Origin of the sequence: Planobispora longispora, assembly GCF_016863135.1 — a bacterium.
GTDB classification, from domain to species: Bacteria; Actinomycetota; Actinomycetes; order Streptosporangiales; family Streptosporangiaceae; genus Planobispora; species Planobispora longispora.
Genome location: NZ_BOOH01000037.1, coordinates 12,001 through 37,974, shown reverse-complemented (window position 1 = coordinate 37,974; position 25,974 = coordinate 12,001). Strand labels below are relative to the sequence as shown.

Genomic DNA, 25,974 nt, shown 5'->3' with positions numbered 1-25,974 from the left:
CCCGTGAGTGTGGCGAATCGTTTGGATCTGACGCTGCGCCTGGTGCAGGGCTCCGGCCGGATGGCCGTCTCGGAGCTCGCCCAGCGGCTCGGCGTCTCGGAGATGACCGTGCGGCGGGACCTGGACACGCTGGAGCGTCAGGGCCTGGTCCGCAGGGTGCACGGGGGCGCGGTCGCCACCCGTCCCCGGGAGGAGGGGGGCGGCTTCGCCACCCGCGAGTACTGGCAGGCCGCCACCAAGGACCGCCTCGGCGCGGCCCTCGCCACGCTGATCGAGCCCGGCTCGCGCGTGCTGCTGGACGCCGGCACCACGACCGTGCACGTCGCCGACCATCTGGCCGCCCGGGCGCCGCTCACGGTCGCCGTGCTCAGCCTGCAGGCCGCGCAGCGCCTGGCCGACCGGCCCGGCATCGACCTCCTGGTGATCGGCGGCCGTTCGCGGCCCGGCGAGCGCTCCCTGGTCGGCCCGCTGGCCCTGCGCACCCTGGAGTCCCTGACCTTCGACTGCTTCGTGATGTCCATCGGCGGCGTCCACGCCGAGCAGGGCTGGACCGAGTTCTCCCTCGACGACGCGGCCGTCAAGCAGGCCGGCCTCGCCCAGTCCGGCCGCACCGTCGCCGTGGCCGACGCGACCAAGCTCGGCGTGCGCGCCTTCAGCCGGGTGGCCCCTCTGGATGCGGTGCACACCTTCGTCACCGACGACGCCGCCCGGGATCCCGCCACCCACCCCAGCGGCCCCCCGACGCTGACGGCCCTGCGGGACGCCGGCGTCGAAACCCTCTTGGCCTGAAGCGGCCCGGACGACCCGGACCAACCCGGACGAATTTGATCAATCCGGACGAACCGGACCAACCCGAAGGAGAACCGTGACCCGCCCCCTGATGATCCTCGTCGCCGGCCCGTACCGCTCCGGCACCGGCGACGACCCCCGCAAGCTCCAGGCCAACGTCCAGGCCATGAACGAGACCGCGCTCACCCTCTTCCGCGCCGGCCACCTGCCCGTCACCGGCGAGGCCCTCGCCCTCCCCCTCCTGGAGACGGCGGGCAGCGTCCGCCACGGCGACGCCGTCTTCGACGAGATCTTCCACCCCGTCGCCGAGCGGCTGCTGTCGCGCTGCGACGCGGTCCTGCGCATCGGCGGCCCCTCCGAGGGCGCCGACCTCATGGTCAGCCAGGCGCGGGACCAGGGCAAGGACGTCTACACCAGCCTCGCCGCCGTCCCGTCCGCCCGCTGACCCCGCGTCCGGGCGCCGCCGTTCCCGGCCGGATCGCCGGCATCGTGGCCCGGGGCGTACGGGCGGGCCGCCCGCACACCCCGTCCCGTGCGCCGGGCGACCCGCCGGAGCCGGTCACGGCGCGTCGGCCGGAGACTTCTCGGCGGCCTCTCCCGCGGCCCCGGTGTGCAGCAGATCGCCGCGGCGGATGAGCAGCGCGCCGAGCACCGCCCCGGCCAGGGCCACGACCGCGCCGGCGACGCCGAGCAGGCCCAGCGCGCCGGCGAGGGCGTCACGGCCGAACGCGGTGGCCGCCTCGCGCAGGGACTCCGGCACGGCCGCCGCCACCGCGTCGATCCGCCCGGCCTCCAGGGCGTCGGCGACGCGTTCCCGCGCCCCGGCGTCCAGCCCGGCGAGAGCGGGCGCGGCCCCGGCCGCCTCGTGGAGGTGCGCGGAGAACATCACGCCGAAGACGGCGGTGCCCAACGTGGTGCCGAGGGGCAGGAAGGACTGGATCACTCCCGAGGCCGTGCCGGTGCGAGAGGGCGGCACCACGCTCATGACCACCGTCATCCCCGGCGTCGACACCAGGCCGAGGCCGGAGCCGAGCAGCACCAGGCCCGGCAGCAGGCGGGCCCACGACCCTCCCGCGTCGGCCGCCGTCAGCGCGGCCAGCCCCGCCGCCGAGACGACGAAGCCCGCCGCGATCAGGCCCCCGGGCGGCACGCGCGCGCCCAGCCGTACGGCGACCAGCCCGCCCGCCATGAGCGGCGCGCTCAGCGCGAGCAGCCGCAGGCCCACGTCGAAGGCGTCGTAGGAGTAACCGGCCGCCAGGAACAGCACCAGGTAGGCCATCAGGCCGAAGCCGACCACCCGGACCAGGAGCGCGGAGACGGCGGCGCCGGTGAAGGAGCGGATGCGGAACAGCGACAGGTCCAGCAGCGGGTGCGCGCCCCTGATCTGGCTCACCGCGAACACGGCCAGGGCGAGCACTCCCACGCCCGCCTGCGCCAGCGTGGCCGTGCTGGACCAGCCCTGATCGGCTCCCCGGAGCAGGGCGAGGGTGACGGCGCCGACGCCGGTCGTCAGCGTGACGACACCGACGAGGTCGAGGCGCACCCGGCCCGTGGGCGGGTCGGCGTCGAGTCTGCGCAGGGCGAGCCAGAGGAGGGCCGCGCCGAGGGGGACGTTGAGCAGGAACATGCTCCGCCAGCCCAGGGTCTCCACCAGCACTCCCCCGGCCAGCGGGCCCAGCGCCCCCGCCCCCATGGTCGCGGCGCCGAAGATCGCGATGGCCTTCGTGCGCGCGGCCCCGCCGTACGAGCCCGCGATCAGGGCCATCGCGGGCGCGAACGCGAACGCCCCGCCGAGCCCCTGGACGGCGCGGGAGACGTTCAGCGCCACCGTCGACGGCGCGAGCCCGCACGCGAGCGACGCCAGGGTGAACACCGCCAGCCCGCCGGTGAACACCCGCCGTCTGCCGGCCGAGTCGGCCAGCGAACCGGCCGTCAGCAGCACCGAGGCGAAGACCAGCGTGTAGGCGTTGATGACCCACTGCAGGCCGGACAGACCAGAGCCGAGGTCGTCGCGGACGGCGGGCAGCGCCACGTTGACGATCGTGATGTCGAGCGTGAGCAGTACGCAGGCGGCGGTAACCAGCGTGAGGGCCCAGGCGGGCCGGTTCCGGGTCATGTGAACCTCCTCCGCCATCGACGATAGTTAGGTAACCCTTATCAATTCAAGACTGTCTGTAACAAAATGCGGCGGCCGGTACGCTCCCTCCTGGAGGAGAGGGAACGGGCCGCGGTCCGGCGGCTCGCATGGGGGTGACACCGACCGGATGGCGGGCGAGCAGGGGGACATGAGCCGACAGCCGCGTCAGTGGCGGGTGCTGGGACGCCCCCGGGGGCGTCCCGCGCGCATCACCCGGCCCGCGATCGCCGACGCCGCCCTCGCCGTGGGGTTCGACAACCTCACCCTCGCCACGGTCGCCGAGCAGTTGCAGGTCGCCCACTCGGCGCTCTACCGCCACGTCGCCGACCGCGAGGACCTGGTCGTCCTGGCCATGAACCGGATGCTGCAGCTCACCCCCTGGCCGGAGCCGGCCGGGCGGTGGCGTACGGACCTCGCCGCGCAGGCCGACGCCGTCTGGCGGCTGCTGGAGTCCCATCCCGGTCTCATCAAGGAGTTCCTCAAGCTGACGCGCTTCCCCGAGGAGCTCATGCGCCGGTTCGGCGACTCCATCCAGCAGCTGATCGCCTACGGGTTCACCCCCGAGAACGCGTTCCTGGCGGCGGACACCGTCTTCGACCTCACCGTCGACGTCTTCAGCCGCGGCAAGCAACTGGACGTCCCCGTGGGAGACGCCGACGTCCGCACGAGCACCGCGGACGCCTGGGCGACGGCGGTCGGCGAGGCGGTGGCGCCGCTCATCCGGACCGCCCTGGCCGAGCCCGCCTCGGTGTGGTTCGCCCGCAAGCTCGATCTCGTGCTGGACGGCATCGCCGCACGGCTCGCGCCCTCGCAACACTGAGCACCCTCATGACACCGGGCGGCGGCTCTCAGCCGGCTCCCTCCCCGACCGTGTGGCCGAGGACGCTCTCCAGCACCCGCCGGAGCTCCGTCACCGGGTCGGCGGCGCCGTAGCTGTTGGCCAGCAGCATCACACCGTCGGCGGCCGGGTGGTCCAGCGCGTGGGCGGCCTCGGTGACCGCGGCCGCGACGTCCGGCAGGGTTGAGCGTGGCGAAGAGCCCGAACCGGCGGGGATGCTCCTCCACCAGTCCGGCGGCGAACTCGTTGCACTCCCGGGCCACGTACGCCGCGTCGGCGCCGCCGCCGAGATGGGCGCCCGGCGTGGTCAACGAGAGGATGCCGGTGGCGATGCCCTCCAGCGTCACCGACGGGTACGGCGGCGCGCCGCCGACCACGCACGACGAGGCGCGGCCGGATGAATTTCCGGTGTCCGCGGTCTTGCCAACCCGACAGGGGTCACTTTATTCTCCCGGATGGAAAGCGCTTTCCTAGCGTACCGGATCATTCCGATGGAGGCGACCGCCGCGGCATCTACAGCGATTTTGCGCATGAGCCCTCATCGATCCCGCGCGAGGACTTCACCCGGGATGTCGACGCACCACCGAACGCGGGGTGCGCGCCATCACGACGACGTATGGCGCCGTCGCGGCTTTCCCCGCGGCCCCGCGACCCGCACTGACGATCTTCGCTGACGACCCGGAAGGGCCAGGTCGCGGCCGGACCGCCGGCCCGATCCCCACCGAGGAGGACTCCCTCGTCCGGGCCGGGCGGCAGCCTGCCCGGCGACGGGCGGGCGACCTCGGCGATCCGCCGAAATGATCACGGCATGGAGCAGTACCCCCCAGCATTCGAAGACGAAAGGCAAGTCGAGAATGAGACGACCAGTCACACTGCGGCTTTCTGCGGCGCTGGCCACGACGGCCGTCGCGGCCGCGGCCGGCGCGGTCCTGTCGACGCCTGCGGCGTCGGCGGCGGCCGGCGGCGCCACCGGCTACGCGACCCAGAACGGCGGGACCACCGGCGGTGCGGGCGGGCAGACGGTGCGGGCCACCACGGGGACCGCGATCCACGCGGCCCTGTGCAACCGGGCCAGCAGCAGCACCCCGATCACCATCGAGGTCGAGGGCACCATCAACCACGGCAACACCGCCAAGGTCTCGGGTGACAGCTGCAGCACCGCCGCCGGCCTGATCGAGCTCAAGCAGATCAGCAACGTCACGATCGTCGGAGTCGGCAGCGGAGCCGTCTTCGACCAGGTGGGCATCCACATCCGCGACTCCAGCAACATCATCGTCCAGAACGTGACCGTACGGAACGTCAAGAAGTCGGGCTCGCCCATCTCCAACGGCGGTGACGCCATCGGCATGGAGGGCACGGTCCGCAACGTCTGGGTCGACCACGCCACCCTGGAGGCGTCGGGCGGGGAGTCGGAGGGCTTCGACGGCCTCTTCGACATGAAGGGCAACACCCAGTACGTGACCCTGTCCTACAGCATCCTGCGCAACTCCGGCCGCGGCGGCCTGGTGGGGTCCAGTGAGAGCGACCTGTCGAACGGCTTCATCACCTACCACCACAACCTGTACGAGAACATCGACTCCCGTACGCCCCTGCTGCGCGGCGGCATCGCCCACATCTACAACAACTACTACGTGAGCCTCAACGAGTCGGGCATCAACTCCCGGGCCGGGGCCCGCGCCAAGGTGGACAACAACTACTTCAAGAACTCCAAGGACGTCCTGGGCACGTTCTACACCGACGCGGCCGGTTACTGGCAAGTCAGCGGCAACGTCTTCGACAACGTGACCTGGTCGGCCCCCGGGACCGACAACAAGCCCGCCGGCCCCAACCCGCAGTCCAACACCACCGTCAGCATCCCGTACTCCTACAGCCTCGACACGGCCGGCTGCGTGCCGGGCATCGTGGGCCAGACGGCGGGGGCCGGCAAGGGGCTGAAGGTCTCCAACGGCAGCTGCTCGGCGCAGACGCCGACCCCCACCCCGACCGTGACGCCCACCCCGACGCCCACGCCGACCGTGACCCCCACCGTGACCCCGACGACCCAGCCCACCGGGGCCAACCTCAGCATCGGGGCCGGCTCCGACGGCTCCAGCAAGGCCGACGGGACGAGCTACGGCAACGTGCGGGACGGCAACATGAGCACGTACTGGTCGCCGGCCGGCTCGACCGGCTCCATCTCGATCAAGTGGGGCTCCGCCACCGCGGTTTCCAAGATCAACATCCGTGAGGCATCGGGCTCCGCGGGCGGCATCAAGACCTGGAGGGTCGTCAACGGCGACACCGGCGCGGTCCTGGCCTCCGGCAGCGGAGCGGGCGTCATCACCTTCGCCAAGACCTCGCTGCGCAAGCTCACCTTCGAGATCACCGGCTCGACCGGCACGCCGAAGGTCGCCGAGTACGAGACCTACGCCGGGTAGCGGCGCGCTTCCGCCGTCCGTCCGGGACCGGCATCCCGGACGGACGGCGGCCACGCAGCCGGCATCGGCGCCGTGGCCGCCGTCCGCCGCCGTCCGGTTCAGCCGAGGATCTCGGGAACGCCGGGGGTGAGCCAGTGGAGGCGCTCGGCGAGTCCCGCGGCGGTGAAACACGCGGTGACCTGGTCACGGTCCTCGGTGAAGTGCTCCCACGAGGTGTAGTGGATCGGGCAGACCCGGCGGGCTCCCAGCGAGCGGGTGAGCGCCGCGCCCTGCGCGCCGTCCATGCAGATCAGCTCGCCGCCGCCGAAGTTCTGGATGCGCGGGGCCCCCAGGTGCAGCAGGGCGGTGCCGATGGTGAACCGGCGGCCGATCTCGTCGAGTTCGTCGAAGTAGACGGTGTCGCCGGAGATGTAGAGGGCCTCCTCCTCCCCGGGCTCCTCGACGACGAAGCCGGTGACGTCCCCGAAGGGACCGTGCAGGCCGGGGGTGCCGGTGACCCGCAACGTCGTGCCGCCGACGGTCAGCTCGCGGGTGGCCCACGGCTCCAGGCCCACGGCCTCGCCGCCGAGGCGTCCGGCGCCGCTGACGGTGGTCATCACCGGACGCCCGTCGAGCAGCGTGCGTCCGATGGTGTCCAGGTTGTCGTAGTGCTCGTCGTGGCTCAGCAGGACGGCGTCGATCGGCGGCAGGTCGCCCGCCTCGATCGCCGGACCGGCGGTGCTGCGCAGCACGACGGGGCCGTAGTCGAACTCGGCCGGAGCGGGGTCGAAGACGGGGTCGGTGAGCAGGCGCAGCCCGCCGATCTCCAGCAGGACGGTCGCGGTGCCGATGTGCGTGGCGGTGATCTTCATGTGCTCTCTTTCGGTGGTGCGCCCTGCCGGGACGCGCGGCATCGACCGGCGCCGCGGGAGCGGCCCGGTTGTCGGAAGGGGTACGGCCGGGGCGACGCGCCCGTGGATCAGCCGGAAGCGGTGGTGCGGAACCTGCGCCGGTACTCGCCCGGCGTGGTGCCCAGGCGGTCGCGGAAGACCCGGTGCAGGGTCTCCACCGAACGGAACCCGCACGCCCTGGCGATGTCGGACGGCAGGCGGCCGGTGCGCTCCAGCAGCCGGCGCGCGGCCTCCAGGCGCATGCTCTCGACGAACGCGCCCGGCGTGCTGCCGGTCTCGGCGTGGAAGACCCGGGCGAAGTTCCGCTCGCTCATCGCCGTCCGCGCCGCCAGCGCGGGCACCGACAGGTCGGCGTCCAGATGCTCGCCGATCCACAACCGCAGGGCGCGGATGTCGTCACGGCCGCCGGGCCGCTGCGCCAGAGGCACGCTGAACTGGCTCTGCCCGCCCGGCCGCTGCAGGTACATGACCATGGCGCGGGCGACGTCGAGGGCGAGCCGGTCGCCGTGGTCCTCCGCGACCAGGGCCAGGGCGAGGTCCATCGAGGAGGTGATGCCGGCGCTGGTCCACATCCGGCCCGAGCGGACGAAGATGGGATCGGACTCGACCTCGATCTCGGGGTGGTCGGCGGCGAGCCGCTCGACGGTCGCCCAGTGCGTGGTGGCGCGGTGCCCGTCCAGCAGCCCGGCCGCGGCGGTGATGTGCGCGCCCGCGCACACCGACGCCACCCGGCCGGCTCCGGTCCCCGCCTCGCGCAGCCACGCCACCACGCCCTCGTCGATCTGCGGGACCGGGCCGTCCGGGCCGATCAGCATCCGGCCCGGCACCAGCAGCGTGTCGATCGCCTGACGCTGCTCGGCGAACACCTCTTCCACGCAGAGCCGTACCCCCGAGAAGGTCGGAATCAGGCCGCGCCGTTCACCGGCCAGGCGCACCTCGTAACCGGCGCGCCGCCCGCCCAGGAACTGGCCGGCCATCGCGAAGACCTCGGCGGGGCCGGTCACGTCCAGCGTGTCGACCCCCGGGAACATCGCGATCACGACGACGTGGGGAAGGGCGGGGTGGGCGCTCATGCCCTCAACTATCGGGGGAACGCCGGTTGTCGGCAATGACAGGTTATTGCAACATCCTGCCATGATCACCGGAGTCGCGCAGGAGAGCCCGTACCGTGGGCGGTGGGAGGTCGACGATGCTCGTCTGGATCACGCGGGGCGTGCTGACCCTGCTCGTGCTCGCACTCCTGGTGGTCGGCCTGGCCTGGCTGTTCCAGCGCAGTCTGATCTACCTGCCCGACCGCTCCCCCGTCCCGCCGGCCGCCGCCGTCCTGCCCGGGGCGCGCGACGTCACCCTCACCACCGCCGACGGCCTGCGCCTGGGAGCCTGGTACGTGCCCGCCGCCGGGTCCGCGCGGGGCGTGTCGGTGCTCGTCGCGGGCGGCAACGCGGGCAACCGGGCGCACCGGGCGCCGCTCGCCCGCGCGCTGGCCGCCCGCGGGCTGTCGGTGCTGCTCCTGGACTACCGGGGCTACGGCGGCAACCCCGGCCGGCCCAGCGAGGCCGGGCTGGCCCTGGACGTCCGGGCGGCGCGGGAACATCTGGCCCGCTCCGGCGACGCCGTGATCTACTTCGGGGAGAGCCTGGGCGCGGCCGTGGTCACGGAACTGGCCGCCGAGCATCCGCCCACGGCGCTGCTGCTGCGCTCCCCCTTCACCGATCTGGCCGACGCCGGCCAGGTGAACTACCCCTTCCTGCCGGTGCGCCCCCTGCTGTGGGACCGCTTCCCGGTGACCGAGCACGTGGCGGGCGTGCGCGCGCCCACGACGGTCGTCTTCGGTTCGCGCGACACGATCGTGCCCGCCCGCCTGAGCCGGGCGGTGGCCGAGGCGGCGCCGGGGCTGGTCCGCAGCGTCGAGATCGCGGGCGCGGGCCACAACGACCGCGTCTTCCTGGACGGCCCCGAACTGGTGGACGCGGTCGTGGACCTGGCCGGACGGGCGCCCTGACGGCGGCCGGGAAACCCCCTCGGAAGGCCGCGCGCCCGCCCGCTCACACTGGCGAACAAGATTCGGTTTCGGCCATAGTAGGGCGCATGCGCGCGGTGATATGCGAGGAACTGGGCTCCGTAGCGGTGACCGAGACCAAGCCGGTGGAGCCCGGCCCGGGTCAGGTCCTGATCGCCGTGGAGGCGGCCGGAGTCAACTACGTGGACGGATTGTTCGTCCAGGGCCGCTACCAGATCAAGCCGCCGCTGCCGTTCGTCCCCGGCGGCGAGGTGGCCGGCACGGTCGCCGCGGCGGGCCCGGGAGTCACCGAGCCGGCCGTGGGCACCCGGGTGGTCGCCATGTGCGGTCTCGGCGGCTTCGCCTCCCAGGTGGCGGTGCCCGCGACGGCGGCGGTGCCGATTCCGGACCGGCTCGACGCGGCGCGGGCGGCGACCTTCGTCCAGAGCTACAGCACCGCCATGTTCGCCCTCCGGAACCGCGGCGCCCTCACCGCCGGCGAGACCGTCCTGGTCCTCGGTGCCGGCGGCGGCGTGGGCCTGGCCGCCGTCCAGGTCGCGGCGGCGCTGGGCGCCCGCGTGCTCGCCGCGGCCTCCTCACCGGAGAAGCTGGCCGCCGCCCGCGCCGCCGGCGCGCACGAGCTCGCCGACACCTCCGAGCTCACGCCGGCCGACCTGAAGGCGCTCGCCCGCCACTGGTCGGACGGCGGAGTCGACCTCGTCTACGATCCCGTCGGCGGGGAGATCGCCGAGCAGGCGCTGCGCGCGCTCGGCGACCACGGCCGCTACCTGGTCATCGGCTTCGCCTCCGGCACGATCCCGGCCCTGCCGCTCAATCAGGTCCTGCTGCGCAACCGGTCGCTGGTCGGCGTCGACTGGGGTGCCTGGTCGCTCACCGGCCCCCTGAGGCAGCGCGCCCTCCTGGAGGAACTGCTCGAACTCGTCACATCCGGCCGCCTGGACCCCGTCGCGCCGCGCACCGCGCCGCTCGACGCCGCCGCCGACGTCATGGACGACCTCCTCCACCGCAGGGTCGTCGGCAAGGTCGCCCTCATCCCCTGAGCCCCGGGCGCGCGGGCCGGCCGCCGTCCCGCGTGGCTGGATTTCCGGCGTCCGCGGGGTTCCGGGCTACACCTGCCCGGCTCCCGCCCTGGCGAACGTCTCGGTGATCTCCTCCCAGGACGCTCCGGCGGCCAGCAGGACGGTCAGCAGGATCCGCGCCTTGTACGGGTGGAGGAAACCCGCGCCGGTCAGCCCTCGCACGAGCAGATCGCTCTCGGAACCGGGGAAGCCGTAGGCGCGCGACCGGCGGCCCCCGGGCGGGTTCGATCCTTCGACCCCCGGGCGGGTTCGGCCCTTCGGCCCCGGGCGGGTTCGGCCCTTCGGCCCCGGGCGGGTTCAGTCCTTGAAGTAGACCAGCTGGTGGCTGGAGGCCAGCAGGGTGCCGCCGCGGCCCCACAGGTGGGCGGTCTGGTCGAAATAGCCGCGCGAGAAGCGGCGGGTGCGCGCGGTGCCCAGGATGTAGTCCGTGCCCTGGGCCACGAGTTCTTCGGCGTCGGCGTGGAAGTACGCGGTGAGGGAGACGGTGCCGGCCGCCATGTACCGGCCGCGCCGCAGGAACACCCGCGGGTAGAACACGTCGCACAACGACGCCAGCGCCGGGAAGTCGAGGGGGCGGGCCGGGTTGTCGCGCACCCACAGCGTCGAGGTCGAGTCCGGGTGATCTCCGGCGTCCTGGTCCGGCACCGCGCCCTCGACGAACCGCATCTCGTAGTTGCGGGCCCAGGCGATGAAGTCCGGGAAGCCCTGCACGGGCACGGCGTCCGGCGACGGCGCCGGCGGCATCTCGATCTCGGTGTCCGACCACGTGTCGCGGTGGACGCCGAACACCGCGGTGGCGGTGGTCGTGACGACGTCGTCCTGCGTCAGCTCGAGCGTCCAGTGCTGGTTGGTGCGGTTGGTGCGCACGGCCCGCGCGCTGATGTCGAAGTCGCCGTCGGCGACGGGGGCCGCGTAGTTGACGGTGATCGAGAGCGGGTCGCCGAGCCGGTCGGGGTGCTGCTGGACGGCCTGCACGAGGGTGGCGGCGGTGATGCCGCCGAAGGGCCCGACCATGTTCGCGTACTCCGGCCGGGTCCGGCTCCTGATGCGGCCGTCGGTTGCGGGGGCCAGGGCGATGGCCGCGTCGAACGGGTGCGGCGGAGCGTCGATATCGATCACGCTGTCTCCTCGGAGCAGGACGGGGGTTCCGGCGCGGGCCGGTTCTATGTATGACAACATACATAGAACCGGTGGTGACGGGAGCAGAGGGTATGGCGAGACAGCAGGATCCGGCCGGCCCCCGGGCGGCGATGATCCGCAGTGCGATCAGACTGATCCGCCAGCGCGGCGTCGCGGCGGTCTCGTTCGCGGACGTGCTGGCCGACAGCGGCGCGCCGCGCGGATCGATCTACCACCACTTCCCTGGCGGCAAGTCCCAGCTCGTCGAGGAGGCCACCCGCAGCGCCGCCGAGCAGCTGAGCGCCGGGGTGGCCCGGACACTCGACGCTCCGGACGCCCCGGGCGCGCTGCGGGCGCTGGCCGGCCTGTGGCGCCGCGGCCTGGAGGCCGGCGACTACGCCGTCGGCTGCCCGATCGTCGCCGCGGCGCTGGGCACCGAACGGGCCGCCCGGGACATCGCCGGTGCGACGTTCGGGACCTGGTGCGACCTGATCTCCGACAAGCTCGTCGCGGACGGGGCCGACCCGGGGCGGGCGCGGTCCACCGCGGTGCTCGTGGTCAGCGCGCTCGAGGGCGCGCTCGTGTTCGCCCAGGCCCAGCGCAGTTCGGCGCCGCTGGACGTGGTGGTCGACGAGCTGAGCGCGCTGTGCCGGTCGGTGATCGACGTCGCGCCTCGGGGCTAGCCACGCGAAGGCCGGTCTCCGGAGGCGTCCTCAGGCTATGACCCGGTATGCGTGATGTGTGTCACTTGAGGAGCAATGGGTAGGTAAAGCGCCGTGCGTATCCTCGTCACGGGAGCTCGCGGCAAGGTCGGCGCCGCGACCGTGGACCGGCTGCTGCGGGACGGGCATGAGGTGACGGCCGCCGACATCGCCCCGGCGGTGCAGGAACGCGCCCGCCAGGTGAGATACGTCCAGGCCGACCTGACCGACGCCGGGCACGCGGCCGCGGTGGTTCCGGGACACGAGGCGGTCGTGCACACCGCGGCGGTCCCCAGCCCCAAGCACAACCCGCCACATGTGATCTTCCAGACCAACGTGATGGCCACCTACCACATGATCGAGGCGGCGGAGCGCTCCGGTGTCCGGCGCTTCGTGAACATCTCGAGCGAGACGGTGCCCGGCTTCTCCTATCCCCGGCGTTACTTCCACGCCGACTACGCGCCGATCGACGAGGGGCACCGGGTCCTCCCGCAGGACGCCTACGCGCTGTCCAAGCACTTCGGCGAGGAGCTGATGGACGCCGCGGTGCGGCGCGGCGACCTGGCGGGGGTGTCCATCCGGCCGACCTGGGTCCAGTGGGAGGGCAACATCGAACGCAACGTGGGCCCGATCGTGCGCGCCCGCGGCACCGACAAGAGCGCGTCGTTCTGGTCGTATCTCGTGGTGTACGACCTCGCCGGCCTCATCGCGGCCGCGGCGACGGCGGACGTGCCGGGCCACGAGGTGGTCTACTGCGCGGCCGCCGACAACGCGGCCGGTCGCCCGCTGCACGAGATGGTCCGCCACCACTTCGGCGAGGAGGTGGAGTTGCGGCCGGTGGAGCGCGAGGACGCCTCGGGGATCTCCTGCGCCAAGGCCGCCCGCCTGTTCGGCTGGAAACCCGCCCGGAGCTGGCGCGACCTGCTGGACGAGGACGGCCGTCTCCTCCCCCACGCGCGCGAGGCCCTGGCAGCCGGGGAGACCGGCGTGCAGCGCGGCCTGCAGGCCACCTCCTGAGCGCGTCCTTCCGGCCGCGGGAGGCGGGTGATCATCCGCGGGTCATGTCGAACACGGCCTGGATGGCGTGGCGGCGCCGGTCGGCGAGGGCGGCGAGGAAGCGGGGCGCGTCGTCGAAGGGCACCAGATCGGTGATCAGGTGGCGGCGGACGGCGTCGCCGCGGGCGCGCAGGAGGTCGAGCGTCTCGGCCGACAGCCGCTCCCGGCTCCACAGGTGGGCCAGGCCGCGCGGCACGCGGCCGATCTGCGCGCACCTGATCGAGAGCCCGTTGTGGTGGAACTCCTCGCCCAGCCTCAGGGACGCCGCGCCTTCCTGGTAGAAGGCCAGGTCGACGACCGTGCCCTGGGGGCGCAGCAGCCGCAGCGCGAGGTGCAGGGCCTCCGCCCGGCCGCGGCACTGGAAGACCACGTCGGCGCCCCGGTCCCCGGCGGAATGCCGCCAGCGGCTCTTCAGCGTGAGCGCCGGGTCCCGCGCGTCCGTCGCGATCGTGTCGAGGCCGAGCCGCCCGGCGCACTCCAGCCGGGCGCGGGTCCGGTCGACCACGGTCACCGCCTCGGCTCCGTGGTGCCGGGCGAACAGGGCGGTCAGCAGCCCGACGACCCCGGCTCCGGTCACCGCGACACGCCTGCCGCGCACGCCGTCGCCGAGGGCGCGCACGTCGGCGCCGTGGAGATCGGCGGCGGCGTGCAGCAGGCCGTTGGCGCAGATGGGGCCCATGTGGGCGGCGTAGACGCCCAGCAGCGGGTCCAGCTCCGGGGGCAGCGGGACGAACCGGTCCTCGACGCCGTCGGCGGTGTAGCCGGTGCGGTGGCCGTACGCCATGGCCACCACCTGGCCGGGCGACAGCTCCGGGGTGCGGCTCTCGGTGACCCGGGCCACCTCCATGTAGCCCAGGCGCCTGACCGGGTAGCCGGTGGCGGGCCGGTCGGCGCGGAACAGCCCGAGCACCGGGTCCCAGCCCGCGCTCAGGTAGGGGTTGGTGCCCTTGACGTAGGACAGTTCCGTGCCGGCCGACAGCCCGCTGTAGAGCGTCTCGACGTGGAAGCCGCCGTCGGCCACCGGCGGTTGCGGCTCCTCGGCGATGACGACCTCCCCGACGCCGGTGACCTGCAGCACCCGCGCGGGCCGCTCACCCATCGTGATCCGGCAGCGTCACCGGTGCGCCGCCGGCGGCCGCGCGGGCGACCGCGCACGCCAGCCGGTGCGTGCGCAGGGCGTCGTCGTACGGGGCGCGCACGTCCTGGCCGCGGCCCAGGACCGCGTCCACGAACGCCCGGTCGACGCGGTGCTTGGCGTCCCCCGATTCGGTGATGACCGTACGGCCCTCGCCGGTGTCGACGACCAGTTGCTCCTCCGACAGCTGCAGCGCGATGCCCTCGGCGTAGACCTCCAGCCCGGCCCGGTGCTTCCAGCCCAGCAGGCAGGTGGCGCCGAGCAGGCCCACCGCGCCGTCACGGAAGCGCAGCAGCGCTCCGGTGGCCGCGCCGACCGCCGTCTCCCCGTGCTCCGGCGGGTGTCCCGACTCGTGCGCGCTCACCTCGGCGACCTCGCCGACGAGGAGGCGGGCCAGGTCCAGCACGTGGACCGCCTGCTCGATCACCTGCCCGCCCGAGCCGTCGCGGCGCGGCCACCAGGGAACCGGCGGCACCTTGTCCAGCCACACGCCCAGCGCGAGCCGTACCGGTCGGTCGCCGAGGAGCCGCCGGGCCTGTTCGACGACGTCCAGGTAGCGCCAGTGGTGCCCGACCGCGGTGACGACCCGCCGGCGCCGCACGGCCTCGGAGACCCGCCGTGCGGTCTGCTCGTCCAACGCCAGCGGCTTCTCCACGAAGAGCGGCAGACCGGCCTCCAGGACGGCCAGCTCGACGGGGCCGTGCGCGAAGGGCGGCACGCAGACGTAGACGGCGTCCAGCCGCTCGCCGTCCAGCAGCGTCTCGTGACTGTCGTAGCAGGCCGCGCCGTGCTCGGCGGCCAGCGTCGCGGCGCGGGTGACGTCGGTGTCGGCCACCGCCGCGATCCGGACGTCGGGGAAGCCGGACAGTACGCGCGCGTGGCGCGCGGCGACGTTTCCCGCGCCCACGAAACCGATGCGGCACTTCACAGACCAGCAATGCCACCGACAAATGATCTGAAACCATCCGATAGCAGATTGAATCCACTTGATCAGGGAAATCAACATCGTCGGGACCGAGCGGCGGGAGGAGCCCGATCGGCGGGACGCGCCTTCCCGCCCGTGACAGGTGAGGCTCCCCGACGTTCCCCGAGGCCGGCCGGCGACCGCGCACCCCCTACAGGCGGAGGCCCAGATGAGCATCACGGTGCTGATGAACGCCGGTCCCTGGCTGCCGGTCCCGCCGCGGGGGTACGGAGGCATCGAGACGGTCGTGGCCACCCTCGTGCCCGAGCTGAGGGCGCGCGGCGTCCGGGTGGTCCTGGCCACGGTCGGCGCGAGCACCCTCGAGGCCGACGACCGGATGCACGTGTTCGAGACGGGGCAGTTCCCGCACCTGCAGCGCCCCTACAACCAGGTGATGGGGCTGGCCCACGCCCACCTGCAGCGGGTCGTCGCCGAGCTGCGCCGCCGCCGCGACATCGACCTGGTGCACGACCACATGGAGGCCGTCGGCCTGGCCGTCTGGGGCGCCCTGGGCCGGTCCGCCCCGCCGGTGCTGCACACCCTGCACTGGGACCTGCGCAAGCACCCGGAGCTGTACGGCGGCTTCGACGGCGGCGGCCGGGTCTGGGTCAACGGCGTGTCCGCCTCCCAGCTCGCACGGGCCCCGCGGAACCTGCGCGAGCACAGCCTCGGCTGGGCCCATCTGGCGACCCCGCTGGCCGCCGTGGTCCCGGCGTCACCGGCCACCGGGACCACGGCGGCGTCACCGGCCGCCACGGGGCACGACCGCACCGGCCCGATGGTCATCCTGGGGCGGATCAGCCCGCTCAAGGGCCAGCATCTGGGCGCCCGGCTCTGCCGGGAGCTCGGGATCCCCCTGATCATGGCCGGTCCGGTCGGAGGGCTGGACGGCCCCCGGGAGCTGGCCGAGGCGCTCGCCGATCCGGGTCATCCCGCCCACGTCAATCCCGACGTGCGCTACCACCTGGAGCAGGTGGCGCCGTACATCGACCACGAGCTCGTCCGGTGGATCGGCTCGGTGGACGGCGCGCGGCGCGAGCGGCTGTTCGGCGAGGCCCGGGCGGCGCTGTTCCCGGTGCAGTGGGAGGAGCCCGGCGGCACGGCCGTGGTCGAGGCGCTGGCCTGCGGGGCGCCCGTCATCGGCCTGAGGCGCGGCTGCCTGCCCGAACTCGTCGAGCACGGGCGCACAGGGCTGCTCGCCGACGGCGAGGAGGAGCTGGGCGACAACCTCAAGCGCGCCGAGGAGATCGATCCCGAAGAGTGCCGCCGCAGCGCCGCGCGCCGCTTCTCCCCCTCGGCGATGGCCGACAGGTACCTGGACCTCTACCGCCGGGTGCTGGATCTGGCCGCCCGAGCACGGTGACACGAGCACGGTGAGAGGCGGCCCCGACCGCGCGAACCGCTCCCGTCCTCTCCCGCCCCCGCCTTCCCCGTGTCCGATCCCACGTCCGGATATCGGCCGGTAACCCGCCAGAACGTGCCTGACCACTCAGGGCTTTCCGCCAAAATCTACTGTGCAGGGGCAGTGGATCCCGTTGCGCCCGTCCGTTCGATTCACCCGTCCGGCGAGGTGGAGCGGCGCTCCCCCGCCTCCGCCCCGCCCGCCAGCCGCCTCGAGGAGAGCATGCCCCATGGGCGCCAACCACTCCCACGGTCCGGTCGTCCCTCATTCCCGGGCGACGGTGTGGGCGACGCTGGCCGTCATCATCCCCCTCGCGATCGCCACGCTCGCCGCGCTGGTCTGGATGTGGCCGGCCGAGCCCGTCTCCACCGCCGGGCAGCCGCAGCTGGAGCGGGTGACCGGGACGATCACCGACATCACCCTCACCCCCTGTCCGGAGGAGCCCCCCATCGAGGGGGCGCCGCAGAACACGCCGCCTCCCGACCCCGCCACCTGCGGCGACGCCGAGGTGGAGCTGACCGGCGGCGAGCAGGCCGGTGAACGCGTCACCACCCAGCTGCCCAGCGGCCCGGGCGGGCAGCGCTTCGCCGAGGGCGACGACGTGGTGCTGATCCACACCCCCGACAGCACGCTGGACGTGCCGCCGTACCAGATCTCCGATCACGACCGCGGCTCGTCGCTGTGGCTGGTCGGCGCCGCCTTCGCGCTGGCGGTGGTCGCCTTCGGCCGGTGGCGCGGGGTGACGGCGCTCATCGGGCTGGCCATCACCTTCGTGCTGCTGCTGATGTTCGTCATCCCGGCGATCCTGGCCGGTCAGTCCCCGCTCCTGGTGGGAATCGTCGGCTCGGCGGCGATCATGCTCACCGTGCTGTACCTCACCCACGGCTTCACCGTCACCACCTCGACGGCGATCGTGGGCACCGTGGTCAGCCTCAGCCTGACCGGCCTGCTGTCGTACGCCGCCATCGGCATCGTCCAGCTCAACGGGATCACCGACGAGAGCTCCTTCTACCTCGACACCAGCTACCGCATCAACACCCAGGGGCTGCTGCTGGCCAGCATCATCATCGGCTCGCTCGGCGTGCTCGACGACGTCACCGTCACCCAGGCCGCCACCGTCACCGAGCTGGCCCACGCCAATCCGGGCTACGGCTTCGCCCAGCTGTACCGGGCCGCCGCGCGGGTCGGCCGCTCCCACATCGCCTCGGTGATCAACACGATCATCCTCGCGTACGCCGGGGCGTCGCTGCCCCTGCTGCTGCTCATCAGCGTCGGCGAGCAGCCGGTCGGACAGGTCGTGACCAACCCCGTCCTCGCCCAGGAGATCGTCCGCAGCGTCGCCGGCACCCTCGGCCTGATCGCGGCCGTCCCGATCACCACCGCCCTGGCCGCCCTGACCACCGTCCGCCGCTCCCCCGGCCGGGATCAGGATCCCCGCGACCACGGCCACGACCACGACCACGATCAGGACTGGGACCGGGACCACGACCGGGCGCCGCGACGGGCACGGCACCGGCGGCCACCGGACTTCCTGACCGATCCGGTCGCCTGAGGGGGCTCCCGGCGGCCTCCTCCTGGTAGCGCTACCTGGAGCGCATGGGGATTGCGGCGCGCAACCCGTTCGCCGCCATGGACCGCGCCCAGCCGCCCGCGTTCTCCAAGACCCCGGGACTGTCCAAGGCCGAGCTGGATCGCATGCTGGCCTGGACCCGGTACGGAGGCATGATGACCGTTATTCTGGGCTTGATCCGGTTTGACGGACATCCGAGGCCCAGGTGCGGGTCACAGGAAGTACAGGTGCCACCAGGCCAGGAAACCGGCGGAGATCACCGCAGCGAGGAGGTGGGCCGCCGCCGGATCCCGCAGGAGCCCGCCCGCGATCGGCCGCCGGGAGGCGCGAGCGGTCCGCGCCCGCCAAGCGGCCGCCAGCGTGACGGCCAGACCGGCCCAGGCCGGCAGGCCGTACCACGGCACGGCGGCGGGGATCCCCATCCCCAGCACGACCTCGTTCTCCTCGATCACCCCGTACAGCGCGCCGGCCGTCAGCCCGGCCAGCGCCAGGCCGCACACCCCCGCCACCAGCGCGGGCAGGCGCCGGCGCGGGCGCGCCAGTCCCACGCCGAGCTGTGCCAGTGCGGTCAGGACGAACAAGCCGAAGGGCAGCAGCCTCCAGGGCTCCCGCTGCGCCCGGTACACCGCCGTGGTCAGGTGCAGCTGCTCCGGCCCGATCACCCGGTAGGCAGCCCGTGCGGGGTCGCAGGGCGGGGCCGCGGCGGGATCGGCGACGAAGGCGGCGATGGTCTGACGGCCGCACTGATTCGACAGGAACACCGCGTGCCCGACCCCGGCGAACTCCACGAACCGGGCATTCGGCAACGCCCGGGCAGCGGGCTCCGCCGTACGGGTGGGAGTCGTCGGATCGTACTGGCCGCCCACCACCAGGACGGGCGCCGCGGTGGCGGCCTCGGCGGCGGGTGCACCGGGTAGCTTCCAGGTGTCGCACACCGCCTGGTCGTGCACCACGGTGAACAACTGCGGGCGCGCGGGCGCGAATGCGTTGTCGGGCGCCTCGTCCTGACACTGGATGGCGTAGTAGAGGCCGAACTCGTGGCTGGTCAGCCCGGAGCCGGCCGCATCGGCCAGCGGCTGGAGCAGGTCATCGCGACCGGCCGCCAGTCCGTCGATCAGCACGGGCACGATGGGGACCACGTCGGCCTCGCGCAGGGCCTCGCCGATCACGGTCGCCACGTCGTCCCCGGTGAGCCGGACGGTGATCGGCCTTCCGGTCAGCGGGTCGTCGGTCGTGACGGCCGCCGGGTCGCGGTTCAGCCGGTCGACCATCCGCTCGAACCGCGCCGGCAGGTCCGGCCAGCCCTGACCGGCCAGCCTCCCGATCGCCTCGGTCAGGTCGCGGGCGGCGTCGTCGTACCAGTCCTTGCCGGCCGGCAGGAAGGAGTCCAGCACCACCGAGCGGGTACCCTGCGGGTCCACGGCGGCGGCCGCGAGCATGGAGCGGGTGGAGTAGCTGACCCCGAACAGGTTCCAGCGCGCATATCCCAGGGCCCGCCGCAGATCCACCACGTCGGCGGCGATCTCCTCGGTCCGGAATCCCCGCAGGTCTACTCCGAGCCGGTCACGGCACGCCGCCGCCCCGGCGGCGATCACGCCCCTCTCCTGCCTGGCCCGGCCTGGGGTGACGAGCGTGTCCAGCACGGCGCGGACCGTCTCCGGGCAGTCCAGCCGGGGCTGCGACCACCTGCTGCCACGCTGCTCCAGCACGACCACGTCGCGATCTCGGAACATGTCGGCGAGGTAGCCGGTAAGGGGGATCGAGCCCGAGGCCGGGCCGCCACTGGTGTAGACGACCGGGTCCGCTTTCCGGTCGGCGGCGGTCGAGCGGTGTACGGCGAAGCCCACCTTCACGCTGGGACCCTGCGGCACGTCGCGTCGCTGCGGGACCACCAGATAACCGCATCGGGTGCCCGGCGGGGCCGTTACGGGGCACGGGTGCTCCTCCAGCATCGGCGCGCCGCGCACGGAGGACGGAGCGAAGGACGAGACAGCGGCGGGGCGGACGGGCGACTCGGCCTGCGCCGCGACGGCGGCCGACGCGTCGAGCGCCGGTGCTCCGGTGGTGAGGACGACGAGGGCCAGGGAGACGGAACCGATGACGAGGCTCTTCACGGACACGGGGGTTTTCCTTCCGGTTCATCACACCGTCGAGCGCACCGGCCACGAGGCGTTCGGCATAGCTGTGGTCCACCGGGGCTCCGGTGACCAGGACGCGGTAGTACAGGGCACCGGCGAGCCGGTCGAGGAGCACCACGACGGCATCGAGGTCGGTCCGTAGTTGTCCGCGCAGACGTGCCCGCTCGATGAGTTCAAGGGCCAGGGCGTTGCGCCGGGCATAGACCTGGCGGCCCATTTCCCCGATGTCGTCGTGGTGCGCGCCGGCGGCGACCGGATCGGCGGAGCGCGACGCGGTGGTTCCGGCGACGTCACACGGGGCAGGAAGGAGCCTTCGCGCCGGCGGCGATGCGGTAGGCGGCAGAGATGATCTCGCTCTCCGCCTGCTTGTCGCCGGTGAACATCTGGTTGACGGTGCCGGTGATGGAGATCTTGGCGGCCGGGTCGTAGAGCATGAAGGAGCCGTGCGCACCCAGATGACCCCAGAGCGTCGTCTCTCCCTCCTGCAGGCGCATGATGCCCAGGCCGTAGCCGCCCTCGCTGTGCGGGGCGGCCCGCAGCATGGCCTCAAGCGTCGCGGCGTGCTCGAAGACCCGGCCTTCGAACAGGCTGCGGATGAACCGGGCCAGGTCGGCGCCGGTGGAGACCAGGCCGCCGCCGCCGAAGGTGTCGTAGGTGGGGTTCCATCGCCTGAAGTCCAGGTCGAGGACGTAGGGGTGAGACAGTCGCCCGCGGTGGGGCTCCCAGAGCTCCAGGTAAGTCGCGCGCAGGCCGAGCGGTTGCAGGATCTGCTCGCGGTAGACCTGGTGCAGACGCTTGCCGGCGGCTTCTTCGATGATGAGCCCGGCCAGCACGTAGCCGGTGTCGGAGTAGTGGTGGCCCTTTCCGGGCTGGAATGCCGGAGGAAGCCGCAGTCCCCGCTCGGCCAGTTCACGAGGTGTCCAGATGCGGTGGGGGCCGGCGAAGACCTCGCTCATCCACGACGGGTCGTCGGTGACATAGTCGGCGATGCCGGAGGTGTGCTCGAGCAACTGCCGGAGGGTGATGCGCGAGCCGTAGCGGATCTTCTTCATCAGGGCGGGGTCGAGGTGGCGGCCGATCGGGTCGTCGAGGCGCAGCCTGCCCTGTTCGACGAGCCGTAGAGCCGCCACCGCGGTGAAGGTCTTGGTGACGCTGGCGGTACGGAAGGCGTCGCCGGGGCGCAACCTGCCGCCGCCGAGGGCGAAGCGGCCGGTGGCACCGGTGAACCGGGTACCGGGTGTACGGACGTCCAGCACGATTCCGGGGATCGGGGTTCTGACATGACCGGGGATCGGCGTCTGGTCCTCGGGCAGGTCCGGCCGGGGCGCGGCGGCGACCTCGTCGATGAGGCACTGGTAGGGCGAGGGGTCGTTCGCGCCGGTGTCGGCGCCGGCGGCTGACGGCGCCGGCACGGCCAGGACAGCCAGGACGGCCGCAGTGATCACGGCGAGTTTCACGGGACGCACGGGGATTCCTTCCGGAAGGGTGGAACGGGTGCCCATGAAAGATCGCGGAAGACGGATCCGCGGCGGATCGGGGTGATCCCCCGCCCATCCCTGAGCGCCACGGCCCGGTTACTACTTCAGGAGGAGGCCGAACGGATGGTGGAATCGCTTGGTTCCCGAGGTCCTGACCCAGGGCGAGGAGGAGCTGCACGCCGCCTTGGCGGAGCTGGAGGCCGCGCTGGCCGGCGCGGCGCCCGATGAGGTCGGTGCGGTGCGCCTGGATGACGACGATCAGCCGGTGGTGCCGGTGGGGCCGCAGCCGGACGCGGGTGAGCAGCAGCCGCTCGGCTCGTTGGCGGCGACGGCGGCGTAGTGGATGTGGACCTGTTCGCGAAGATCGTTCGGCTGGATCATGACAGCCTCTTCGGCGACGAGGCTCCCATCTAAATAGATATATATCTAAATAAGCAGGCCCGCCTCTCCGCCGAGAGCGGTTACTGACATCTGCCTCGGAAGCCATTGCCGCCCTATACGGAGTATGCATACTGAGTAACTATGTCCGTCAGGCACGGTCTGCTCGCTTTGCTCAGCCGGGGCCCACGCCACGGTTATCAGCTGCGGGCGGAGTTCGAGTCGTCCACGGGGGCGACGTGGCCGCTCAACATCGGCCAGGTCTACACGACCCTGACCCGTATGGAGCGAGACGGCCTGGTGGAGCAGGGCGAGGCGGATGAGCACGGCCGCGTCGCCTATCGGATCACCGAGGCCGGTCGGGCCGAGATGGAGCGATGGTTCAGCACCCCCGTCGCCCAGTCCGACCGGCCACGGGACGAGCTGGTGATCAAACTGGCGCTGGCCATCACCACCCATCCCAACGCGCACCAGGTGATCCAGGCCCAGCGCGCCGCCACGATGCGCACGATGCAGGAGCTCACGCGGGCGAAGCGCGCCGCCCTCGACGGGCCGGCACAGCGGCTGGTGCTCGATTCGATGATCTTTCAGGCCGAGGCCGAGCAGCGGTGGCTGGACCACTGCGAAGCCGTACTCAGGGAGAGCTGAAACATGAGTTTCGTACGGCTGGCGCAGGTGAGCCGCCACTACGGCGAGGTCCACGCGCTCAAAAGGGTGAGCTTGGAGGTCGCCGAAGGCGAGCTGGTCGCGGTCATGGGGCCGTCGGCGTCGGGCAAGTCGACGCTGCTGAACGTGGCCGGTGGCCTGGACCTGCCCACGTCGGGGACGGTGACGGTCGACGGCGCCGACTTAGCCCAGGTCCGGGATCTCCCTGCCCTCCGCCGCCGAGCCGTGGGGTATGTGTTCCAGGACCTCAACCTCATCCCCTCGCTGACCGCCGCCGAGAACGTGATGCTGCCGCGCGAGCTCGACGGTGTGCGCACCCGGCGGGCGCGAGCGGAGTCACTGGCGGTCATGGAGGAGGTGGGGGTGGCCAACCTGGCCGACCGCTTCCCCGATGAGATGTCGGGTGGCCAGCGCCAGCGGGTGGCGATCGCGCGGGCGCTGGTGGGTGACAGGCGGCTGGTGCTCGCCGACGAGCCGACCGGCGCGCTCGACACCCACGTGAGCGATGAGATCCTTCACGTGCTGCGGGGGCGCGCCGACGCGGGCGCCGCAGTCCTGCTCGTGACGCACGAGTCGCGATACGCCGCCTGGGCCGACCGGGTGGTCTACCTGAGGGACGGCGAGATCGTGGACTCCTCCTTGCTGGAGCAGGTCCGATGAGGGCGCTCCTGCGGCTGTCGTGGCGCGCGGCGCGGAGGTCCAAGGGGCGCAGCGCGCTCATCGTGGCCATGATCGCGCTGCCGGTGCTGGCGATCACGGGCGTGGTCACCGCCCTGTCGACGATGGCGGTCTCGGAGCGTGAGGGGCTCACTACCTCGATGGGCGCCGCCGACGCCTACGTGGAGGCCTTCGGCCTGATCAATCCCGAGGTCCATGACATGGGAGACGGACGGTTCTCCATGAGTGGGAAGGGCCATACCTGGACCGCTGGGGAGCTGCAGCCGCTGTTCCCCGGCGCAAGACTGGTGCCCCATCGGGAAGAGAGCGTGATGCTGGAGGACCGGGCGAGGTATCCGGGCATGGAGGTGGACCTGCGCGACCCCGTCTCCTCCGGAATGCGCCGCCTGGTGGAGGGACGGCTGCCCGCCGCCGCCGGTGAGGTGGTGGTTTCGCCACCGATGCGGCGCATGGGCACCACGCTCCAGCTGCCCCAGCGGAACCGGTCCGTCAAGGTGGTGGGAGTGGTCGAGAACCCCAACCAGCCGATGGGCGACGAGCTCGTCAGCCTGCCAGGGACCCTGTTCGGCGAGGACGCCCGGAACGGCCTGTCCGGGGGTGGCTGGCTGGTGGACATGCCGGAGCCACTCCTACGGGACGACGTCGACCGGCTGATTCGCAAGGGCATCCACGTGAAATCGCGCGCGTTGCTTCAGGAGAGGGGCTCGCTGGATCCGCGCGAAGACGCCCTGGCAATGTTCAGCTACGGCTTCGCCGTTCCCGCCGCCATGGTCGCCGGATTCGGCGCCCTGCTCCTCATGATCGTGCTCGAGACTGCCGTGCTCGCCGGTCCTGCCTTCGCCGTCAGCCTGCGACGCCGGCGCACGGAGCTCGCGATGATCTCGGCACAGGGCGGATCGTCGCGCCATCTACGAACGATAGTGGCCACGGACGGCCTGGTCCTGGGCGGGTTGGCGGCAGTGGCCGGCGCGGCACTCGGACTCGGGGGCGGCGTGGCGGCCGCGTACGTTCTCAGCCGCTTCGGCTCCCGCATCGGCCCGCCGGACACCCAGTGGGTGGTCGTGCTGCCGGTAATGCTGCTCTCTGTGATCAGCGGCCTCGTCGCCGCGCTCGTCCCCGCGGCCCAGGCTGCCCGGCAGAGCACGACCGCCGTCCTCGCCGGGCGAGCGCCGGACGTCCGTATTCGCACAGGCAGACCTCTTCTCGGTCTCGCCCTGATCGTGGCCGGCCTGGCCGCGACCTTCGCGGCCCACGCGTCGGAGGAGATGTGGATCCTCGCCGCGATGACGCTGGTGGTGGTGGGCCTGGTCGCCCTCATGCCCTGGCTGGTGGCGCGTTGCGGGCGGCTCGCCAGCCGCCTGCCGCTCCCGTTCCGTCTCGCGGTCCGTGACGCCTCCCGCCACCGTGGCCGTACGGCTTCCGCCGCCGCGGCGGTGATGGCGGTCACCGCGGCGGTGATGGCCTTCGGCATCGGCTACTACAGCAACTACGTCGACAATCGCGATCGCTATGTGCCGATCCAGCCGCTGGGCACCCTCATGATCAGCGGTGAGGTGCCGACCACTCGGGAGTGGGCCGAGATCAAGGCGAAGGCCGTCGTGACGCTTCCGGGCGCCACGTTCATCGAGGCGCACGAGATCAGGGAGCCGGGAAGCGAAGAGAACTCCATCCTGATGCTCCCGCGTCAGGGCGGCCGGTGCGGGCCCATGTGCGAACGACCTGGAGGCGATTACGGGATACCCGTCGGCGACGAGCGGCTGCTGCGCTTCCTTCTCGGCCGCGACGACCCCGCTGCCACCGCCGCCTTCGCCGCGGGCAAGGTGGTGGTCTTCGAGCCTGGGCTGGTTCGCGACGGCAAAGTACGGATCTCCGCGGAGATGACGGGGTTCCCCGCCGACGCCCCCGCGGTCTTCGTGGCTCCCTCCCAACCCAAGCAGGCCGGCGCCGTCGTGCCCTTCACCGCGGCGAAGAAGCTCGGTCTGAAGACCTGGGAGCGGCGCCTCTACACCCGTTATACGCCGCGTGACGAGATGCTCATGCTGCCCAGCGGCGCGAGTAGCTACTACGAGGCGGGTTATCGCAACTACATGACGCCTCAGTTGTGGGCGCTGTTCGGCGTGGCCTTCTTCTTCGTGGTCAGCGGCACGTTCATCGCCACACGTCTGGCCGCGGCCGACTCCCGGCCGGACCTGGCCACCGTACACGCCATCGGTGGGAGTCCGCGTGTACGACGCTTGCTGCTCGCCGGGCAGGCGGGCTACATCTCCGGCATCGGTGTGCTGACCGGGGCGGTGACGGGGACCGTGGCCGGGATCGCGCTGACCTGGTCGCTGACGGAACGAGCCGGTTCGGTCACGATCGCGATTCCCTGGCTCTTCGTGCTCGGTGTCGTGGTGGGGCTGCCGTTGCTGGCGATGGTGCTGGCCGGAGCGCTCATGCGCAACGCCCCGCCGCCGCTCAATCGTCGCCCAACCTGATGCCGTGACCGGAGCCGGCGGTCTGGCGCCGGGCACGTTCTG

General features: G+C 72.5%; 24 protein-coding genes and 1 pseudogene. 15 read left to right on the top strand and 10 right to left on the bottom strand.

The window, feature by feature from the left end; all coding sequences use genetic code 11:
- Window positions 1–9 precede the first annotated feature (9 nt).
- Entirely contained in the window at window positions 10–789 is a 780-nt protein-coding gene (locus Plo01_RS22270; protein ID WP_203892607.1) for a DeoR/GlpR family DNA-binding transcription regulator, read from the top strand.
- Between the two features lie 76 nt (window positions 790–865).
- A complete protein-coding gene (locus tag Plo01_RS22265) occupies window positions 866–1,234 on the top strand; it encodes a DUF4406 domain-containing protein (RefSeq protein ID WP_203892606.1) in 369 nt (122 codons plus the stop codon).
- 114 nt (window positions 1,235–1,348) lie between these two features.
- Here the strand turns inward: Plo01_RS22265 and Plo01_RS22260 are convergent, their stop codons facing one another.
- Entirely contained in the window at window positions 1,349–2,905 is a 1,557-nt protein-coding gene (locus Plo01_RS22260; protein ID WP_203892605.1) for an MFS transporter, read from the bottom strand.
- 169 nt (window positions 2,906–3,074) lie between these two features.
- Here Plo01_RS22260 and Plo01_RS22255 point away from each other — a divergent pair, with 169 nt between their 5' ends.
- Window positions 3,075–3,746 (top strand): TetR/AcrR family transcriptional regulator, encoded by a 672-nt coding sequence (locus Plo01_RS22255; RefSeq protein ID WP_203892604.1) that lies wholly within the window; start codon window positions 3,075–3,077, stop codon window positions 3,744–3,746.
- A gap of 872 nt (window positions 3,747–4,618) precedes the next feature.
- The gene (locus tag Plo01_RS22250; protein WP_203892603.1) at window positions 4,619–6,181 is read left to right on the top strand and encodes a pectate lyase family protein; all 1,563 of its coding nucleotides are present in this window, start codon (window positions 4,619–4,621) and stop codon (window positions 6,179–6,181) included.
- Window positions 6,182–6,279: 98 nt separating this feature from the next.
- Here the strand turns inward: Plo01_RS22250 and Plo01_RS22245 are convergent, their stop codons facing one another.
- Together Plo01_RS22245 and Plo01_RS22240 are read right to left on the bottom strand one after the other, a co-directional pair.
- Window positions 6,280–7,032 (bottom strand): MBL fold metallo-hydrolase, encoded by a 753-nt coding sequence (locus Plo01_RS22245; RefSeq protein ID WP_203892602.1) that lies wholly within the window; start codon window positions 7,030–7,032, stop codon window positions 6,280–6,282.
- 107 nt (window positions 7,033–7,139) lie between these two features.
- A complete protein-coding gene (locus Plo01_RS22240; RefSeq protein ID WP_203892601.1) occupies window positions 7,140–8,144 on the bottom strand; it encodes a GlxA family transcriptional regulator in 1,005 nt (334 codons plus the stop codon).
- Between the two features lie 116 nt (window positions 8,145–8,260).
- Between Plo01_RS22240 and Plo01_RS22235 the strand changes: the two genes are divergently transcribed.
- Both Plo01_RS22235 and Plo01_RS22230 read left to right on the top strand, forming a co-directional pair.
- Window positions 8,261–9,073 carry an alpha/beta hydrolase gene (locus Plo01_RS22235; protein WP_203892600.1) on the top strand — a complete coding sequence of 271 codons (813 nt, stop codon included), beginning with the start codon at window positions 8,261–8,263 and terminating at the stop codon, window positions 9,071–9,073.
- Between the two features lie 86 nt (window positions 9,074–9,159).
- On the top strand, window positions 9,160–10,131 hold the full coding sequence (locus tag Plo01_RS22230) for an NADPH:quinone oxidoreductase family protein (protein ID WP_203892599.1): 972 nt from the start codon (window positions 9,160–9,162) through the stop codon (window positions 10,129–10,131).
- Window positions 10,132–10,197: 66 nt separating this feature from the next.
- Here the strand turns inward: Plo01_RS22230 and Plo01_RS41060 are convergent, their stop codons facing one another.
- Window positions 10,198–10,332 carry a hypothetical protein gene (locus Plo01_RS41060; RefSeq protein WP_275415411.1) on the bottom strand — a complete coding sequence of 45 codons (135 nt, stop codon included), beginning with the start codon at window positions 10,330–10,332 and terminating at the stop codon, window positions 10,198–10,200.
- A 135-nt stretch (window positions 10,333–10,467) separates the two neighbouring features.
- Window positions 10,468–11,289, bottom strand: a complete 822-nt coding sequence (locus tag Plo01_RS22225) for an acyl-CoA thioesterase (RefSeq protein ID WP_203892598.1) — start codon at window positions 11,287–11,289, stop codon at window positions 10,468–10,470.
- Window positions 11,290–11,381: 92 nt separating this feature from the next.
- Between Plo01_RS22225 and Plo01_RS22220 the strand changes: the two genes are divergently transcribed.
- Both Plo01_RS22220 and Plo01_RS22215 read left to right on the top strand, forming a co-directional pair.
- Window positions 11,382–11,972 (top strand): TetR/AcrR family transcriptional regulator, encoded by a 591-nt coding sequence (locus Plo01_RS22220; protein ID WP_203892597.1) that lies wholly within the window; start codon window positions 11,382–11,384, stop codon window positions 11,970–11,972.
- 93 nt (window positions 11,973–12,065) lie between these two features.
- On the top strand, window positions 12,066–13,007 hold the full coding sequence (locus Plo01_RS22215; protein WP_203892596.1) for an NAD-dependent epimerase/dehydratase family protein: 942 nt from the start codon (window positions 12,066–12,068) through the stop codon (window positions 13,005–13,007).
- A 31-nt stretch (window positions 13,008–13,038) separates the two neighbouring features.
- Here the strand turns inward: Plo01_RS22215 and Plo01_RS22210 are convergent, their stop codons facing one another.
- Together Plo01_RS22210 and Plo01_RS22205 are read right to left on the bottom strand one after the other, a co-directional pair.
- Window positions 13,039–14,145: a zinc-binding dehydrogenase gene (locus Plo01_RS22210; protein WP_203892595.1), complete on the bottom strand. Its 1,107-nt coding sequence runs from the start codon at window positions 14,143–14,145 to the stop codon at window positions 13,039–13,041.
- Window positions 14,138–15,088, bottom strand: coding sequence for a Gfo/Idh/MocA family protein (locus tag Plo01_RS22205; RefSeq protein WP_203892594.1), 951 nt, complete (start codon window positions 15,086–15,088; stop codon window positions 14,138–14,140). Before Plo01_RS22205 ends, Plo01_RS22210 begins: the two co-directional genes overlap by 8 nt.
- 226 nt (window positions 15,089–15,314) lie before the next feature.
- Here Plo01_RS22205 and Plo01_RS22200 point away from each other — a divergent pair, with 226 nt between their 5' ends.
- Together Plo01_RS22200 and Plo01_RS22195 are read left to right on the top strand one after the other, a co-directional pair.
- On the top strand, window positions 15,315–16,508 hold the full coding sequence (locus Plo01_RS22200; RefSeq protein ID WP_239316834.1) for a glycosyltransferase: 1,194 nt from the start codon (window positions 15,315–15,317) through the stop codon (window positions 16,506–16,508).
- Window positions 16,509–16,776: 268 nt separating this feature from the next.
- Window positions 16,777–18,099: a YibE/F family protein gene (locus tag Plo01_RS22195; protein WP_203892593.1), complete on the top strand. Its 1,323-nt coding sequence runs from the start codon at window positions 16,777–16,779 to the stop codon at window positions 18,097–18,099.
- A gap of 230 nt (window positions 18,100–18,329) precedes the next feature.
- Here the strand turns inward: Plo01_RS22195 and Plo01_RS22190 are convergent, their stop codons facing one another.
- Window positions 18,330–20,237, bottom strand: coding sequence for an alpha/beta fold hydrolase (locus Plo01_RS22190; RefSeq protein WP_239316832.1), 1,908 nt, complete (start codon window positions 20,235–20,237; stop codon window positions 18,330–18,332).
- Between Plo01_RS22190 and Plo01_RS22185 the strand changes: the two genes are divergently transcribed.
- Complete coding sequence (locus Plo01_RS22185; protein WP_203892734.1) at window positions 20,215–20,397, top strand: hypothetical protein; 183 nt, start codon at window positions 20,215–20,217, stop codon at window positions 20,395–20,397. The genes Plo01_RS22190 and Plo01_RS22185 overlap by 23 nt on opposite strands.
- Here Plo01_RS22185 and Plo01_RS41350 read toward each other — a convergent pair.
- Both Plo01_RS41350 and Plo01_RS22180 read right to left on the bottom strand, forming a co-directional pair.
- Window positions 20,338–20,472, bottom strand: a pseudogene (locus tag Plo01_RS41350) (hypothetical protein); the annotation flags it as partial. The gene Plo01_RS22185 and the pseudogene Plo01_RS41350 sit on opposite strands and share 60 nt — an antisense overlap.
- Before the next feature lie 73 nt (window positions 20,473–20,545).
- The gene (locus Plo01_RS22180; protein ID WP_203892591.1) at window positions 20,546–21,721 is read right to left on the bottom strand and encodes a serine hydrolase domain-containing protein; all 1,176 of its coding nucleotides are present in this window, start codon (window positions 21,719–21,721) and stop codon (window positions 20,546–20,548) included.
- Between the two features lie 148 nt (window positions 21,722–21,869).
- On the opposite strand from Plo01_RS22180, the gene Plo01_RS22175 reads away from it, so the two are divergent.
- The 4 genes from Plo01_RS22175 to Plo01_RS22160 all read left to right on the top strand — a co-directional run bounded on the left by Plo01_RS22175 (window position 21,870) and on the right by Plo01_RS22160 (window position 25,932).
- Window positions 21,870–22,073 carry a hypothetical protein gene (locus Plo01_RS22175; protein WP_203892590.1) on the top strand — a complete coding sequence of 68 codons (204 nt, stop codon included), beginning with the start codon at window positions 21,870–21,872 and terminating at the stop codon, window positions 22,071–22,073.
- Window positions 22,074–22,255: 182 nt separating this feature from the next.
- A complete protein-coding gene (locus tag Plo01_RS22170; RefSeq protein ID WP_203892589.1) occupies window positions 22,256–22,759 on the top strand; it encodes a PadR family transcriptional regulator in 504 nt (167 codons plus the stop codon).
- Window positions 22,760–22,762: 3 nt separating this feature from the next.
- The gene (locus Plo01_RS22165) at window positions 22,763–23,437 is read left to right on the top strand and encodes an ABC transporter ATP-binding protein (RefSeq protein ID WP_203892588.1); all 675 of its coding nucleotides are present in this window, start codon (window positions 22,763–22,765) and stop codon (window positions 23,435–23,437) included.
- On the top strand, window positions 23,434–25,932 hold the full coding sequence (locus tag Plo01_RS22160; protein WP_203892587.1) for an FtsX-like permease family protein: 2,499 nt from the start codon (window positions 23,434–23,436) through the stop codon (window positions 25,930–25,932). Before Plo01_RS22165 ends, Plo01_RS22160 begins: the two co-directional genes overlap by 4 nt.
- Window positions 25,933–25,974: the final 42 nt, after the last annotated feature.

Bases quoted from the DNA above. Each gene is read 5' to 3' on its own strand.
- Plo01_RS22260 (WP_203892605.1), bottom strand. From the start codon at position 2,905: ATGACCCGGAACCGGCCCGCCTGGGCCCTCACGCTGGTTACCGCCGCC.
- Plo01_RS22255 (WP_203892604.1), top strand. From the start codon at position 3,075: ATGAGCCGACAGCCGCGTCAGTGGCGGGTGCTGGGACGCCCCCGGGGG.
- Plo01_RS22250 (WP_203892603.1), top strand. From the start codon at position 4,619: ATGAGACGACCAGTCACACTGCGGCTTTCTGCGGCGCTGGCCACGACG.
- Plo01_RS22245 (WP_203892602.1), bottom strand. From the start codon at position 7,032: ATGAAGATCACCGCCACGCACATCGGCACCGCGACCGTCCTGCTGGAG.
- Plo01_RS22240 (WP_203892601.1), bottom strand. From the start codon at position 8,144: ATGAGCGCCCACCCCGCCCTTCCCCACGTCGTCGTGATCGCGATGTTC.
- Plo01_RS22235 (WP_203892600.1), top strand. From the start codon at position 8,261: ATGCTCGTCTGGATCACGCGGGGCGTGCTGACCCTGCTCGTGCTCGCA.
- Plo01_RS22230 (WP_203892599.1), top strand. From the start codon at position 9,160: ATGCGCGCGGTGATATGCGAGGAACTGGGCTCCGTAGCGGTGACCGAG.
- Plo01_RS22220 (WP_203892597.1), top strand. From the start codon at position 11,382: ATGGCGAGACAGCAGGATCCGGCCGGCCCCCGGGCGGCGATGATCCGC.
- Plo01_RS22210 (WP_203892595.1), bottom strand. From the start codon at position 14,145: ATGGGTGAGCGGCCCGCGCGGGTGCTGCAGGTCACCGGCGTCGGGGAG.
- Plo01_RS22200 (WP_239316834.1), top strand. From the start codon at position 15,315: ATGAGCATCACGGTGCTGATGAACGCCGGTCCCTGGCTGCCGGTCCCG.
- Plo01_RS22195 (WP_203892593.1), top strand. From the start codon at position 16,777: ATGGGCGCCAACCACTCCCACGGTCCGGTCGTCCCTCATTCCCGGGCG.
- Plo01_RS22185 (WP_203892734.1), top strand. From the start codon at position 20,215: ATGACGAGGCTCTTCACGGACACGGGGGTTTTCCTTCCGGTTCATCAC.
- Plo01_RS22170 (WP_203892589.1), top strand. From the start codon at position 22,256: ATGTCCGTCAGGCACGGTCTGCTCGCTTTGCTCAGCCGGGGCCCACGC.
- Plo01_RS22165 (WP_203892588.1), top strand. From the start codon at position 22,763: ATGAGTTTCGTACGGCTGGCGCAGGTGAGCCGCCACTACGGCGAGGTC.
- Plo01_RS22160 (WP_203892587.1), top strand. From the start codon at position 23,434: ATGAGGGCGCTCCTGCGGCTGTCGTGGCGCGCGGCGCGGAGGTCCAAG.